Source organism: Agromyces mediolanus, assembly GCF_023715325.1.
Classification (GTDB): domain Bacteria; phylum Actinomycetota; class Actinomycetes; order Actinomycetales; family Microbacteriaceae; genus Agromyces; species Agromyces mediolanus_A.
This window is the reverse complement of record NZ_JAMBNX010000003.1, coordinates 242,459-256,228: the sequence shown is the minus strand read 5'-3', so window position 1 is coordinate 256,228 and position 13,770 is coordinate 242,459. Positions and strand designations below refer to the sequence as shown.

General features: G+C 69.3%; 14 protein-coding genes and 2 tRNA genes. 13 read left to right on the top strand and 3 right to left on the bottom strand.

What is annotated here, in order from left to right; translation table 11 throughout:
• The first annotated feature begins 35 nt into the window (after positions 1-35).
• Positions 36-698, top strand: a complete 663-nt coding sequence (locus M3147_RS07435; RefSeq protein WP_251202823.1) for a response regulator transcription factor — start codon at positions 36-38, stop codon at positions 696-698.
• An 84-nt stretch (positions 699-782) separates the two neighbouring features.
• Here the strand turns inward: M3147_RS07435 and M3147_RS07430 are convergent, their stop codons facing one another.
• The gene (locus M3147_RS07430) at positions 783-1,268 is read right to left on the bottom strand and encodes a Dps family protein (RefSeq protein ID WP_251202822.1); all 486 of its coding nucleotides are present in this window, start codon (positions 1,266-1,268) and stop codon (positions 783-785) included.
• A 202-nt stretch (positions 1,269-1,470) separates the two neighbouring features.
• On the opposite strand from M3147_RS07430, the gene M3147_RS07425 reads away from it, so the two are divergent.
• From M3147_RS07425 to clpX, 7 genes are all read left to right on the top strand, one after another.
• Positions 1,471-1,541 (top strand) — tRNA-Gly (locus M3147_RS07425).
• Positions 1,542-1,698: 157 nt separating this feature from the next.
• Positions 1,699-1,773, top strand: a tRNA-Pro gene (locus M3147_RS07420).
• Between the two features lie 49 nt (positions 1,774-1,822).
• On the top strand, positions 1,823-3,274 hold the full coding sequence (gene tig / locus M3147_RS07415; RefSeq protein WP_251202821.1) for a trigger factor: 1,452 nt from the start codon (positions 1,823-1,825) through the stop codon (positions 3,272-3,274).
• A 78-nt stretch (positions 3,275-3,352) separates the two neighbouring features.
• Positions 3,353-3,850, top strand: coding sequence for a tetratricopeptide repeat protein (locus M3147_RS07410; protein WP_251202820.1), 498 nt, complete (start codon positions 3,353-3,355; stop codon positions 3,848-3,850).
• Positions 3,851-3,924: 74 nt separating this feature from the next.
• Positions 3,925-4,512 (top strand): ATP-dependent Clp protease proteolytic subunit, encoded by a 588-nt coding sequence (locus M3147_RS07405; protein WP_251202819.1) that lies wholly within the window; start codon positions 3,925-3,927, stop codon positions 4,510-4,512.
• 26 nt (positions 4,513-4,538) lie between these two features.
• A complete protein-coding gene (locus tag M3147_RS07400; RefSeq protein WP_251202963.1) occupies positions 4,539-5,216 on the top strand; it encodes an ATP-dependent Clp protease proteolytic subunit in 678 nt (225 codons plus the stop codon).
• A 157-nt stretch (positions 5,217-5,373) separates the two neighbouring features.
• Positions 5,374-6,651 (top strand): ATP-dependent Clp protease ATP-binding subunit ClpX, encoded by a 1,278-nt coding sequence (gene clpX / locus M3147_RS07395; protein WP_251202818.1) that lies wholly within the window; start codon positions 5,374-5,376, stop codon positions 6,649-6,651.
• 163 nt (positions 6,652-6,814) lie between these two features.
• On the opposite strand, the gene sepH is transcribed toward clpX, so the two are convergent.
• Positions 6,815-7,915 (bottom strand): septation protein SepH, encoded by a 1,101-nt coding sequence (gene sepH / locus M3147_RS07390; protein WP_251202817.1) that lies wholly within the window; start codon positions 7,913-7,915, stop codon positions 6,815-6,817.
• A 194-nt stretch (positions 7,916-8,109) separates the two neighbouring features.
• Between sepH and M3147_RS07385 the strand changes: the two genes are divergently transcribed.
• Entirely contained in the window at positions 8,110-8,403 is a 294-nt protein-coding gene (locus tag M3147_RS07385; RefSeq protein ID WP_189084861.1) for a DUF4193 domain-containing protein, read from the top strand.
• A gap of 14 nt (positions 8,404-8,417) precedes the next feature.
• On the opposite strand, the gene M3147_RS07380 is transcribed toward M3147_RS07385, so the two are convergent.
• Entirely contained in the window at positions 8,418-8,864 is a 447-nt protein-coding gene (locus tag M3147_RS07380; RefSeq protein WP_251202816.1) for a DUF3093 domain-containing protein, read from the bottom strand.
• 38 nt (positions 8,865-8,902) lie between these two features.
• Here M3147_RS07380 and dut point away from each other — a divergent pair, with 38 nt between their 5' ends.
• The 4 genes from dut to acnA all read left to right on the top strand — a co-directional run bounded on the left by dut (position 8,903) and on the right by acnA (position 13,766).
• On the top strand, positions 8,903-9,361 hold the full coding sequence (gene dut / locus M3147_RS07375; RefSeq protein WP_251202815.1) for a dUTP diphosphatase: 459 nt from the start codon (positions 8,903-8,905) through the stop codon (positions 9,359-9,361).
• On the top strand, positions 9,358-9,981 hold the full coding sequence (locus M3147_RS07370) for a DUF3710 domain-containing protein (RefSeq protein ID WP_251202814.1): 624 nt from the start codon (positions 9,358-9,360) through the stop codon (positions 9,979-9,981). Before dut ends, M3147_RS07370 begins: the two co-directional genes overlap by 4 nt.
• Positions 9,981-10,799, top strand: coding sequence for a DUF3159 domain-containing protein (locus tag M3147_RS07365; RefSeq protein WP_251202813.1), 819 nt, complete (start codon positions 9,981-9,983; stop codon positions 10,797-10,799). Before M3147_RS07370 ends, M3147_RS07365 begins: the two co-directional genes overlap by 1 nt.
• A gap of 156 nt (positions 10,800-10,955) precedes the next feature.
• Entirely contained in the window at positions 10,956-13,766 is a 2,811-nt protein-coding gene (gene acnA, locus M3147_RS07360) for an aconitate hydratase AcnA (RefSeq protein WP_308201050.1), read from the top strand.
• Positions 13,767-13,770: the final 4 nt, after the last annotated feature.

Below are 13,770 nucleotides of genomic sequence, written 5' to 3'. Positions count from 1 at the left end.
CCGCCCGGAGCGGGGCCGCCGCTAGGGTTGGGGGCATGCCAGACCCCGCCCGCGGCCAGCTCCGCGTCGTGCTCGCCGAGGACTCGGTCCTCCTGCGTGAGGGGCTCGTCCGGCTCTTCGACGACGCCGGTTTCGAGACCGTCGGTTCCTACCCGGACGCCGAACAGTTGCTCGCGTCGGTCGCCGAGGACCTGCCCGATGTCGCCGTGCTCGATGTGCGCATGCCGCCGAGCTTCCGCGACGAAGGGGTGCGCGCGGCGATCGAGCTGCGGCGCCGCTACCCGCGGCTCGGCGTGCTGCTGCTCAGTCAGTATGTCGAGGGCACCTATGCCCACGAGCTCCTGAGCTCGGGCGAGGGCGGCATGGGCTACCTCCTGAAGGACCGCGTCGCCTCGCTCGACGAGCTCGACGACGCCGTGCGCCGAGTGAGCGACGGCGGCACCGTGCTCGATCCGCAGGTCGTGCGCGAGCTGCTGAGCCGCCGGGCCGATCCCCTCGAGAGCCTGACCCCGCGTGAGCGTGAGGTGCTCGAGCTGATGGCCGAGGGACGCACGAACGCGGGGATCGCGGCGCAGCTCTTCATCGGCGTCGGCGCGGTCGAGAAGAACGTGACGTCGATCTTCCAGAAGCTCGGGCTCGAGGACTCCGGCACCGACCACCGTCGGGTGCTCGCCGTCCTCGCCTGGCTGCAGCGCTGACCGCACGCCCGATGTCCTGACCGGGCACGGCGGAGGGGCCGGGATCCGTGCGGATCCCGGCCCCTCCGCCGTCGGTGTTCGCGCTCAGCTCACGCTGAGGTGCGCCGAGAGGAACCAGCGGTCCTTGTCGAGGCCCTGACGGATCGCGATCGCGATGTCCTGGCTCGACGGGTCGAGCGTCTCGAGCCCTTCGATCGCCGCGTTCACCTTCTCGGTCGCGACGTCGATCTGTGCGATCACGTCGGCGATGGTGTCTTCGGACGGCTTGAAGCCGGCCTTGGGGTTCGCCCCCGCGGTCTCCTTGGCGACGGTCGCGAGGCGGGCGTCGATCGGCAGTCCGAGCGCGATGACGCGCTCTGCCGCTTCGTCGGCCCAGCCCTGGGCGTGCTCCACGACCGTGTCGAGGAACTCGTGCACCGGGAGGAAGTTGATCCCGCGGACGTGCCAGTGCGCCTGCTTGCCGTTCACGGCGAGCGTCACGAGCTCGTGCACGATCGGGGTGAAGAACTGGGCCACCCCGGAGGCGACCTCGGCGTTCGCGCCGGTCTTCGGAGCCATGGTGTCGGTCATCTGTTCCGCCTTCCCTTGGTCGATGTCACCTTCAACGCTACGCAGCTCAGGATCTATTTCAAGCAAGGAAAGGCAGGGCTTGCGAAGGGGAGGCGAACCTCACTACGGTCGGATGCCGCGCCCGAGCGAGCCGCCGACGCCCGGAGGTGCACGGCGACCCCGCCGATGTGCACTACGATCGAACCGTGCCGCCAGGCGCATCGGGGATGTAGCTCAATGGTAGAGCCTCAGTCTTCCAAACTGATTACGCGGGTTCGATTCCCGTCATCCCCTCCGATTCCGCCGTATGGCGCGCCGCTCCACGGCACCGTCGCGAACGCTGTGCGTGTCATGAGCAGCCCCGCGCCGTGCAGTAGACTTTCTCGGGTCATCCCGCGTCCCGGCCTGCTTCGGCATGCCCTCGCGGGTGACGACGAGTTGAGTAGCGACTCGGGGCGTAGCTCAGCTTGGCTAGAGCGCCCGCTTTGGGAGCGGGAGGTCGCAGGTTCGAATCCTGTCGCCCCGACGAGTCGCCTGGCTCGACACGAACTTCCACACAACAGGAGATCTTCCACATGCCGACCACTTCGGTTGAGAAGCTGAGCCCGACGCGCGCCAAGCTCACCATCACGGTGTCGCCCGAGGAGCTGAAGCCCAGCATCGCCCACGCGTACGAGCACATCGCCGAGCAGATCAACGTGCCCGGGTTCCGCAAGGGCAAGGTTCCGCCGCCCATTATCGACCAGCGCGTCGGCAAGGCGGCCGTGCTCGAGCACGCCGTCAACGAGGGCCTCGACGGGTTCTACCGCGCCGCCGTCACCGAGCACGAGCTCCGGCCGCTCGGCCGCCCGGCGGCCGACATCGTCGAGTGGCCGAACGAGAAGGACTTCTCGGGCGACCTGCTGCTCGCGATCGAGGTCGACGTGCGCCCCGAGATCGAGCTGCCCGCCTACGACGGCCTCGAGCTCACCGTCGACTCCGTCGAAATCGACGAGAACGAGGTCACCGAGGAGCTCGACCGTCTGCGCAGCCGCTTCGGCACGCTCATCACGGTCGACCGTCCGGCGAAGACCGGTGACTTCGTGACGCTCGATCTCGTCGCCGAGATCGACGGCGCCCAGGTCGACACGGCCAACGGCATCTCGTACGAGGTCGGCTCCGGCGAGCTCCTCGCGGGCATCGACGAGGCGCTCGACTCGCTCACCGCGGGAGAGACCACCACCTTCACCTCCAGCCTCCTCGGCGGCGAGCACGAGGGCTCCGACGCGGAGATCACCGTCACCGTCACCGCGGTGAAGGAGCGCGAGCTCCCCGAGGCCGACGACGACTTCGCCCAGATCGCGAGCGAGTTCGACACCATCGCCGAGCTGACCGACTCGCTGAAGGAGCAGGTCGCCCGCAACAAGACCTTCGGTCAGGGCACCCAGGCCCGCGACCTGCTCGTCGACAAGCTCATCGAGCTCGCCGACGTCCCGGTCGCCGACTCGGTCATCGAGGACGAGGTGCACCGCCACCTCGAGTCGGAGAACCGCCTCGAGGACGACGAGCACCGCGCCGAGGTGACCGAGGCGAGCACCAAGTCGTTCAAGTCGCAGATCATCCTCGACAAGATCGCGGAGGTCGAGAACGTCCAGGTCAGCCAGGACGAGCTCACCCAGTACCTCGTGCAGGGCGCGGCCCAGTACGGCATGAACCCGCAGGAGTTCGTGCAGATCCTGAGCGAGCAGGGCCAGATCCCCGCGATGGTCGGCGAGGTCGCCCGCAACAAGGCGCTCGCGATCGCGCTCGGCAAGGCGAAGGTCACCGACGCCGACGGCAAGGCCGTCGACCTCAGCGAGTTCACCGCGGTGGCGGAGGACGAGGACGAGGCTGAGGCCGAGGTCGTCGCCGAGGCCGAGGAGATCGTCGAAGAGGCCGAGAAGCCGGCGCCGAAGAAGCGCGCGACCAAGAAGAAGGCCGACGAGGCCGAGGCCGAGGCGGAGAAGCCCGCGCCGAAGAAGCGCGCCGCGAAGAAGTCGGACGCGTAAGCAGCTGATCGCACGAGCGGGGGTCGGGCCGGTGGCCCGGCCCCCGCTGGCGTTCCACCACGCAGCGAAGGGGAGTCGATGACCGCAGCCGATTGGCAGGACGCCGTGGATGCCGTCTGGGCCGATGCGGAGCGACTCGGCGACGACGAGGTGATCCGCAGGATCGACGCGCTCGCAGCCGCGCTACCGGCAGACGATCCGCGCGGGCCGTTCGAGGCGGCCGGGGCCCGTGACGCGGCCGGGCGAGCGGCGGACGCCGAACGGGGATACCGGGTCGCGCTGCAGCTGGGGCTCGCCGGCCGCCGGCGCGTCGAAGCGCTCGTCCAGCTCGCCTCGACCGTGCGCACCCTCGGGCGGCCGGAGGAGTCGCTTCGGCTTCTCGACGAGGCCGGCAGCGACCCGTACGATCTCGGCGACGCGATCACCGGGTTCCGTGCGCTGGCGCTCGTCGACCTCGGGCAGGAGCGGCGGGCGGCATCCGAGCTCGCGACCGCCCTCGCCGCGCACCTCCCGCAGTACCGTCATTCGCTGGCCGCGTACGCCGCGGCCATCGGCGGCGACGCGTCATCCGCCTAGGGCGAACAGCCCCGTTCCGCGCTGTTGCACCGGATAGATTCGATTCAACGCGACAACGAAACGGAGCGACATCCATGGCCGAACCGACACCGCAGCCGGGTGTATTCGATCGACTGCTGAAGGACCGCATCATCTGGCTCGGTTCCGAGGTGCGCGACGACAACGCGAACGAGATCGCCGCGAAGCTGCTATTGCTCGCCGCCGAAGACCCGAAGAAGGACATCTACCTCTACATCAACTCGCCGGGAGGTTCGATCACGGCGGGCATGGCGATCTACGACACGATGCAGTTCGTGCCGAACGACATCGTCACGGTGGGCATCGGCATGGCGGCCTCGATGGGGCAGCTGCTCCTGACCGCCGGCACCAAGGGCAAGCGGTACATCACCCCGAACGCGCGCGTGCTCCTGCACCAGCCGCACGGCGGCTTCGGCGGCACCGCGAGCGACATCCAGACGCAGGCGCAGCTGATCCTCGACATGAAGAAGCGTCTCGCCGAGATCACCGCGGCGCAGACCGGCAAGACCGTCGAGCAGATCAACGCCGACGGCGACCGCGACCGCTGGTTCTCCGCGCAGGAGGCCCTCGAGTACGGCTTCGTCGACCACATCCGCGAGTCCGCGCTCGACGTCGCCGGCGGCGGCGGAACGAACCAGGCGTGAACGAGAGAGAGAACGAGCGAATGACAATGCAAGCCTTCACCGGTCCTGCGGTCGGCGGCACCGCCTTCTCCGGCGTCCAGGCCCCGGGCTCGCGGTACATCCTGCCGAGCTTCGAGGAGCGCACGGCCTACGGGTTCAAGCGCCAGGACCCGTACGCGAAGCTCTTCGAGGACCGCATCATCTTCCTCGGTGTGCAGGTGGACGACGCCTCGGCCGACGACATCATGGCGCAGCTGCTGGTGCTCGAGTCGATGGACCCGGAGCGCGACATCATGATGTACATCAACTCGCCGGGCGGCTCCTTCACGGCCATGACCGCGATCTACGACACGATGCAGTACATCCGTCCGCAGATCCAGACGGTCGTGCTCGGCCAGGCCGCATCTGCGGCGGCGGTCATCGCCGCGGCCGGCACGCCGGGTCGCCGCCTCGCGCTGCCGAACGCGCGTATCCTCATCCACCAGCCCGCGATGGGCGAGGCGGGCCACGGGCAGGCGTCGGACATCGAGATCCAGGCCGCCGAGATCCTGCGCATGCGCACCTGGCTCGAGGAGACGCTCTCCAAGCACTCCAAGCGCAGCCAGGAGGAGGTCAACCGCGACATCGACCGCGACAAGATCCTGTCGGCGGAGGAGGCCATGCAGTACGGCCTCATCGATCAGGTCCTGACCTCGCGCAAGACGCTGCCCGCGCTCACGAGCTGAGCCGCGCACGCGATGAGGAACGGCGCGCCGGGGAACCGGCGCGCCGTTCCTCGTCTCCCCACCGGGATCGCCACGCCGACGGCGATCCTGCGCCGCTCCGCCGCAACGACGCCGGCACGGGTTAGGCTCGGAACAGACGGCTGAGAGGGAGGATGCGATGGCACGCATCGGAGAGAGCGCCGACCTGTTGAAGTGCTCGTTCTGCGGAAAGAGCCAGAAGCAGGTCCAGCAGCTGATCGCTGGCCCCGGCGTCTACATCTGCGACGAGTGCGTCGAGCTCTGCAACGAGATCATCGAGGAGCGTCTCGCCGAGGCCGGCGAGACGGAGGCCGGTGAGTTCGAGCTGCCGAAGCCGAAGGAGATCTTCTCCTTCCTCGAGGAGTACGTCATCGGGCAGGAGCCCGCCAAGCGCGCGCTGGCGGTCGCCGTCTACAACCACTACAAGCGCATCCGCGCGAAGACCACGCTGACCACGGCCGACCGCACCCACGACGACGTCGAGATTGCGAAGTCGAACATCCTCCTCATCGGCCCGACCGGCTGCGGCAAGACCTATCTGGCGCAGACGCTGGCGAAACAGCTGAACGTGCCCTTCGCCGTCGCCGACGCCACGGCCCTCACCGAAGCGGGCTACGTCGGAGAGGATGTCGAGAACATCCTGCTGAAGCTGATCCAGGCGGCCGACTACGACGTCAAGCGCGCCGAGACCGGCATCATCTACATCGACGAGATCGACAAGATCGCGCGCAAGGCCGAGAACCCCTCGATCACCCGCGATGTCTCCGGCGAGGGCGTGCAGCAGGCGCTGCTGAAGATCCTCGAGGGCACGGTCGCCTCGGTGCCCCCGCAGGGCGGGCGCAAGCATCCGCACCAGGAGTTCATCCAGATCGACACGACGAACGTCCTCTTCATCGTCGCCGGCGCGTTCGCCGGGCTCGAAGACATCATCTCCTCACGGGCCGGGAAGCGCGGCATCGGGTTCGGCGCACCGCTGCACTCGAAGCGCGAAGACGCCGAGCTGTTCAGCGAGGTGCTTCCCGAGGACCTCCACAAGTTCGGCCTCATCCCCGAGTTCATCGGCCGCCTGCCGGTCGTTGCGACCGTCACGCCGCTCGACCGCGCAGCGCTCATCGAGATCCTCACCGAGCCGAAGAACGCGCTCGTCAAGCAGTATCAGCGCATGTTCGAGCTCGACGGCGTCGCCCTCGACTTCGAGCAGGACGCGCTCGAGGCGATCGCCGACCTCGCGGTGCTCCGGCAGACCGGCGCCCGAGGGCTCCGCGCCATCATGGAAGAGGTGCTCGGCCCGATCATGTTCGAGGTGCCGAGCTCCACGGGCGTGGCCCGGGTCGTCGTGACGAAGGCCGCGGTGATCGACAACGCGGCACCGACGATCGTCCCCGTGAAGCAGCGGCGCCAGGAGAAGTCGGCCTGAGCTTCGCGCGCTCGGTGCCGTGGCGCACCGGCGGCTCGAGCTCGGCGCTCGTCGCACGACGGCGCCGGGGCGGCGTGCGGACCGCAGCGCTCGGCGGCCGATGTCGTCGGCGGCCGCGTCGAGCGATCCGGGGTCGAGCGATCCGGGGTCGAGCGGTCCGGGCTCAGGCCAGGTCGTCGTCCGGCCGGGCGCCGAAGACGATCTCGTCCCAGCTCGGCATGGACGCCCTGGAGCTCTTCTTCGACGAGGTGGCGGCCCCGCGGCCGGTCGCCTGCTGCTTGCCGCCCCACAGGCCGCGTGCGGCCTTTCCCGGGCGTTCCTCGCCCGGCTCGGCCTTCGCGGAAGGCTGCGGTGCGGCCGGCTCGGCGGCCGGCAGCGGGAGCTCGGGCTGCTCGACGAGGGGAGTCGGCTCCGCCGACCTCGGCGACGCGGCCTCGCCGGACGATTCGCGCTCACCCCGGCGTCGACGCAGTGCCTCGAGGAGGTCGGCCGTCTCGCCCATCACCGGGGCGGGTTCGTCGGCACGCTTGATCGCGGCGCGGGTGACCGCCGCGCTCGACTGCGGGGTGCTGCGGGCGTAGGGGAGCGGCTCCAGCTGCGGGGCGGTGTCGAACTCGCCGTGCTCCGGCTCCTCGACCGTGAACGCGCCGCTGTCGAAGCGCGAGGCATCCCCGTCGACCGCGCGCAGGCGCGGGATCAGGCCGCCCTTGAGCTCACCGACCTGGGACAGGGTGATGGCTTCCGAGTTCAGGGGCTGGAGGGCCTGCTTGCGCGGCTCGAAGCTCCAGCGCGCGTCGTGCGCGATCTCGTCGACGGTGAACTCGAGCTTCACCATCCAGCCGCGCTCGTCGTCCTTCCAGCTCGCCCAGCGTTCGCCGCTCGCGCCGAGGCGGGCGAGGCGGTCGCGGATGGCGGAGCCGAACGAGGCGGGTTCGTCGCCCTCGGGCTCGATCGCGGTCGCGACGGGAACGGCGAGCGCGGAGTTCACGATGTGCTCGCGTTCGGCGACCACCGGGCCCTCGAATCGCCGGATGTACTCCACGGCGGCGCCGGTGACCTCCGCGACGTCCTCGGCGGACATCCCGGAGCGGATGTGCGCCTGGATCTCTCGTGGTGGGATCTTCGGACCCTGGTGCTGCTCGGGCTGGGCCTGGCGGATGCGCGATTGCAGCACGTCGTCCACCACGATCCGGAAGCGCGCGCCGTCTTCGGTGGCCACGAGGAGTGCGCCGTCCTCGACCCCGATCACCTTCAGCTCTTGCATCGCGAGAACCCTTCCGTGCCTGCGTTCCCGCCAAGGATGCCACGCGAACGGCCCCTGCTCCGGGAATACCCCGGGCGTGCCGGAAGTTGACCAGGCAGCGAGAGCCGAAGGGCTCTCAGGCGATGGTTTGCTTACGCCGATGATTTCATGCAGACTATCGCCGCCGAATCCTCGGCGTGAAGGAATGGATGGGAATGGCAACCGACTACGACGCCCCGCGGAAGACCGAAGACGACTCGGAGTCGATCGAGGCCCTCAAGGAACGCGTCCCCGACAAGATGTCGGGTGTGGTCGACGTCGAAGACGCCGACAACCCCGGTAGCTTCGACCTCGCCGGCGCCGACCTCTCGGACGTCGAGCTCGACGTCGTCGTGCTCCCGCCGCAGGCCGACGAGTTCACCTGCGTCAGCTGCTTCCTCGTGAAGCACCGCTCGCAGATCGACCACGAGACGAAGCTCGGGCCGATCTGCCTGGAGTGCGCCGCCTGAGCGGCGACCCGCACCTACTCCGGCCGTCGCGATCCGTTGATCGCGGCGGCCAGTTCCTTGGGGCGGCGGCTCGAGACGAGCCAGTACGGGGTCGGATCGGCCGGGTCGTCGATCGGGATCCGAACGACGGGGGCGATCCAGCCGCGGATCACGAGGAAGGCGCGCGCGTCGAGTCCGGTGCCACGCTCGGCCCGTGCCGCGGCGTCCTCCGCGGCGACCGCTTCGCCCGTGTGGGCGAGCTCGATCTCCGCGCGTCCTGCGCGGAGGCGGCCCTCGCGTACCTCGACGACCGGCGCGGTCAGACTGAGCGCGCCGACCACCGTGAGGTAGAGCACGATCCCCGTGACGATGCCAGCCGGCATCGAGACGGGGGCGAGCACCAGGATGCTCGACGGGACGAGCAGCAGGCTCACGATGTAGATCCAGGGAGTGGGCCAGAGTTTCTCGCGGTACACGGGCATGTCTCTATCCCACCAGACTTCTGCACTACCCTCGAACGGTGACCGATTCCGTCGACGTCCTGATCACGGCCGAGCGGGTCCCGAGCTACGCCCACCCGGGCGATGCCGGGGCCGACCTCCACGCCGCAGAGTCCCTCGTCCTCGCGCCCGGTGAGCGCGCCACCGTCGGCACCGGGGTGTCCATCGCGTTGCCCGAGGGCTACGTCGCCTTCGTGGTGCCGCGCTCGGGTCTCGCCTTCAAGCACGGCATCACCATCGTGAACGCCCCGGGCACCGTCGATGCGGGCTATCGCGGCGAGATCAAGGTCGCGCTGCTGAACACCGATGCGCGCGAGCCCTACGCCATCGAGGCGGGGGACCGCATCGCCCAGGTCGTCGTGATGCCGGTCAGCCGCGCTCGCTTCGTCGAGGTCGAGCGTCTGCCCGGCAGCGATCGCGGTGAGGGCGGGTTCGGGTCGACGGGATTCGGCGAGCAGAAGCAAGGAGCGAACGCGTGAGCGAGATCGAGAACGCCGGGAGCGCCGAGCGCCCCGGGGACCAGCCCAAGTCGGCGCCCGACGATCGGGCCACCGCCGGCCCCTTCGACGAGGCGGAGGCGAATCCCGTGCGCCCCTACGTCGACCTCGGCGGGGTCAAGGTGCTGCCGCGCGAAGGACTGCACCTGCGCCTCGAGGTCGAAGAGGGCTCGAAGCGCGTCGTCGCCGTCGGCCTCGACTACGCCAACTCCACCCTGCAGGTGCAGCCGTTCGCGGCCCCGCGTTCGAGCGGCCTGTGGAATGAAATCCGTGAGCAGATCGCGGAGCAGATCGCCCGTCAGGGCGGCACCACGAGCGTCCGCGACGGTGCGTTCGGGCCGGAGCTGCTGGCGCAGATCCCGGTCGCGGCCGCCGACGGCGCGACCGGACGGATGCGGCTCGCCCGCTTCGTCGGCGTCGACGGCCCGCGCTGGTTCTTGCGCGGGGTCATCGCGGGGGAGGCGGCGGTCGATCCCGCCGCCGCGGCCCAGGTCGAAGATCTCTTCCGCTCCATCGTCGTGGTCCGGGGGACGACGCCGATGCCGCCGCGCGACCTGATTCCGCTGCGGATGCCGGCGACCGGCGCCCAGCCTCAGCAGTGATGTCGGGCGACGCCGAGCGGCGCGATGACGCGCCGGCCGACGAGGCCGGTCCCGACGCCGAGCGTCGCACGGAGGGCGCGGACGGCGCGCCCGCGTCCGCGGAACTCGCCGGGGAGTTCGGCCGCCAGCTGGCCGCCGCCGCCGAGCGCAGCGGACTCGGCGCCCTCGCCCGTGACGAGCGGCTGAGCGGGCGTGACCTGCTCACCGCGATCGGCGGCGTCCGAGGCATCCTCGAAGCGCTGCTGCCCGGGCTCGTCTTCCTCGTCGTGTACAGCTCGCTGACGAGCTTCGCGCGCCTCGAGACGCAGGCGGCGCTCGTGCCCGCCCTCGCCGCGTCGGTGGGGCTCGCCGTGGTCTTCACCGTCGCACGGATCGTCGTCAAGAGCCAGCCGACGCAGGCCATCGCCGGTCTCGTCGGGGTGCTCGCGTCCGCCGGGCTCTCGCTCTGGACCGGGCGCGCCGAGGACAACTACGTGCTCGGCTTCTGGACGAACGGCATCTACGCGACGGTGCTCCTCGTCTCCGTGCTGGTGCGCTGGCCGGTGCTGGGGCTGATCGTCGGCTTCCTCATGAACGACGGTATCGCCTGGCGGAAGGACCGGCGCAAGTTGCGCGCGGCCCAGTTCCTCACGCTCGTCTGGGTGGGGCTCTTCGTCGCGCGGCTCGCCGTGCAACTGCCGTTCTACTTCGCGCAGAACGTCGAGGCGCTCGGGGCGACCCGGCTGCTGATGGGGGTCCCCCTGTACGCCCTCCTGCTCGTCTTCACGTGGCTCGTCGTGCGCGCCCTGTACCCGGCGAAGGACACCGCCGCCGAGTGATAGAGTTATCTCGACGTCGAGATAAATAGCTCGAACCCGCGGGGCGGGGCGGCACCGGGGCCATTAGGTTACCCTTGCTGGATCGGCCCCCTGTCTGACGAGCAAGATGAAGTGCCGCGATGCGTTCGCGGCAGGCTTCGCGAAGGAGAGGACATCGTGTCTGCAGTGAACAGTTTCGGGGCGAAGGACACGCTCCGCGTCGGCGACGAATCCTACGAGATCTTCCGCATCGACACCGTGCCCGGGTACGAGAAGCTCCCCTTCAGCCTGAAGGTGCTGCTCGAGAACCTCCTGCGCACCGAGGACGGCGCGAATGTCACGAAGGAGCAGATCGAGGCGCTGGGCTCGTGGGTTCCCACGGCCGAGCCCGACACCGAGATCCAGTTCACGCCCGCGCGCGTGGTCATGCAGGACTTCACCGGTGTGCCGTGCATCGTCGACCTCGCCACGATGCGCGAGGCGGTCCTCGCGCTCGGCGGCGACCCCAACAAGATCAACCCGCTCTCGCCGGCCGAGATGGTCATCGACCACTCCGTCATCGCCGACCTCTTCGGCACCGAGAACGCCCTCGAGCGCAACGTCGAGATCGAGTACGAGCGCAACGGCGAGCGGTACCAGTTCCTGCGCTGGGGGCAGACGGCCTTCGACGACTTCAAGGTCGTGCCGCCGGGCACCGGCATCGTGCACCAGGTGAACATCGAACACCTCGCCAAGGTCATCTACGACCGCTCGGTCGACGGCGTCGTGCGCGCGTACCCCGACACCTGCGTCGGCACCGACTCGCACACCACGATGGTCAACGGCCTCGGCGTGCTCGGCTGGGGCGTCGGCGGCATCGAGGCCGAGGCCGCCATGCTCGGCCAACCCGTGTCGATGCTCATCCCCAAGGTCGTCGGGTTCAAGCTCTCCGGCTCGATCCCCACCGGCGTGACCGCGACCGACGTCGTGCTCACGATCACCGACATGCTCCGCAAGCACGGCGTCGTCGGCAAGTTCGTCGAGTTCTACGGCTCGGGCGTCGCCTCGGTGCCGCTCGCGAACCGCGCGACCATCGGCAACATGAGCCCCGAGTTCGGCTCGACCGCCGCGATGTTCCCCATCGACGACGTCACGGTCGACTACCTCCGTCTGACCGGTCGCAGCGAAGCGCAGCTCGCCCTCGTCGAGGCGTACGCCAAGGAGCAGAAGCTCTGGCACGACGCGGCGAACGAGCCGGTCTTCTCCGAGTACCTCGAGCTCGACCTCTCCACGGTCGTCCCCTCGATCGCCGGCCCGAAGCGTCCGCAGGACCGCATCGTCCTCTCGACCGCCAAGCAGCAGTTCGAGAAGGACCTCACGAACTACGCCGAGGTCGACCACGACCTCGTCGACCTCGAGATCGCCGAGTCGTTCCCCGCGTCCGACCCGCCGGCGAACTCGCCGGAAGACGAATACAGCCAGCACGTGCACCACCACAGGAGCCACGCTCCCACCTCGATCTCCAAGCCGACGCAGGTCGTCGTGGCCGACGGCACCGAGTACACGCTCGACCACGGTGCGGTCACGATCGCCGCGATCACCTCGTGCACCAACACGTCGAACCCATCCGTCATGCTCGCGGCGGGCCTGCTCGCGCGCAACGCCGTGAAGAAGGGCCTGAAGGCCAAGCCGTGGGTCAAGACCACCCTCGCGCCGGGCTCGAAGGTCGTCACCGACTACTACGAGAAGGCCGGCCTCACGCAGGACCTCGAGGACCTCGGCTTCTACACCGTCGGCTACGGCTGCACCACGTGCATCGGCAACTCGGGCCCGTTGATCGAAGAGGTCTCGGCCGCCGTGCAGCAGAACGACCTCGCGGTGACCGCGGTGCTCTCGGGCAACCGCAACTTCGAGGGCCGGATCAACCCCGACGTGAAGATGAACTACCTCGCGTCGCCTCCGCTCGTCATCGCCTACTCGCTCGCCGGCTCGATGAACTTCGACTTCGAGACCGACGCGCTCGGCACGGACACCGAGGGCAACGACGTCTTCCTCCGCGACATCTGGCCCGACGCGGCCGAGGTGCAGGCGACCATCGACTCGTCGATCAGCGAGGACATGTTCACCAAGCAGTACGCGAGCGTCTTCGAGGGCGACGAGCGGTGGCGCACGCTGCCGACGCCGACCGGTTCCACGTTCGAGTGGGACGCGAAGTCGACGTACGTGCGGAAGCCCCCGTACTTCGAGGGCATGACCATGCAGCCCTCGCCGGTCTCCGACATCTCGGGCGCCCGGGTGCTCGCGAAGCTCGGCGACTCGGTCACGACCGACCACATCTCGCCCGCCGGCTCCATCAAGGCTGACAGCCCCGCCGGTCAGTACCTGACCGAGCACGGCGTCGAGCGCAAGGACTTCAACTCCTACGGCTCGCGTCGCGGCAATCACGAGGTGATGATCCGCGGCACCTTCGCGAACATCCGCCTGCGCAACCAACTCCTCGACGGGGTCGAGGGCGGCTACACGCGCGACTTCACGAAGGCCGACGCGCCGCAGTCGTTCATCTACGACGCGTCGCAGAACTACCAGGCTCAGGGCACCCCCCTCGTGATCTTCGGCGGCAAGGAGTACGGTTCCGGCTCCTCGCGCGACTGGGCCGCGAAGGGCACGAGCCTCCTCGGCGTGAAGGCGGTCATCACCGAGAGCTTCGAGCGCATCCACCGCTCGAACCTCATCGGCATGGGCGTCGTCCCACTGCAGTTCCCGGCGGGGGAGTCGGCCGACTCGCTCGGCCTCGACGGCACCGAGGTCGTGTCGATCTCGGGCCTCGAGCAGCTGAACGAGGGCACCACCCCGAAGACGGTCCACGTCGTGGCCGAGCCGAGCGAGCACTCGCCGGCCGGCAAGCAGACCGTCGAGTTCGACGCGGTCGTCCGCATCGACACGCCCGGTGAGGCCGACTACTACCGCAACGGCGGCATCCTGCAGTACGTGCTGCGCTCGCTCGTCTGAGGCG

Bases quoted from the DNA above. Each gene is read 5' to 3' on its own strand.
- M3147_RS07435 (WP_251202823.1), top strand. From the start codon at position 36: ATGCCAGACCCCGCCCGCGGCCAGCTCCGCGTCGTGCTCGCCGAGGAC.
- M3147_RS07405 (WP_251202819.1), top strand. From the start codon at position 3,925: ATGGCCGAACCGACACCGCAGCCGGGTGTATTCGATCGACTGCTGAAG.
- M3147_RS07410 (WP_251202820.1), top strand. From the start codon at position 3,353: ATGACCGCAGCCGATTGGCAGGACGCCGTGGATGCCGTCTGGGCCGAT.
- clpX (WP_251202818.1), top strand. From the start codon at position 5,374: ATGGCACGCATCGGAGAGAGCGCCGACCTGTTGAAGTGCTCGTTCTGC.
- M3147_RS07430 (WP_251202822.1), bottom strand. From the start codon at position 1,268: ATGACCGACACCATGGCTCCGAAGACCGGCGCGAACGCCGAGGTCGCC.
- tig (WP_251202821.1), top strand. From the start codon at position 1,823: ATGCCGACCACTTCGGTTGAGAAGCTGAGCCCGACGCGCGCCAAGCTC.
- M3147_RS07380 (WP_251202816.1), bottom strand. From the start codon at position 8,864: ATGCCCGTGTACCGCGAGAAACTCTGGCCCACTCCCTGGATCTACATC.
- M3147_RS07385 (WP_189084861.1), top strand. From the start codon at position 8,110: ATGGCAACCGACTACGACGCCCCGCGGAAGACCGAAGACGACTCGGAG.
- M3147_RS07365 (WP_251202813.1), top strand. From the start codon at position 9,981: ATGTCGGGCGACGCCGAGCGGCGCGATGACGCGCCGGCCGACGAGGCC.
- M3147_RS07400 (WP_251202963.1), top strand. From the start codon at position 4,539: ATGCAAGCCTTCACCGGTCCTGCGGTCGGCGGCACCGCCTTCTCCGGC.
- sepH (WP_251202817.1), bottom strand. From the start codon at position 7,915: ATGCAAGAGCTGAAGGTGATCGGGGTCGAGGACGGCGCACTCCTCGTG.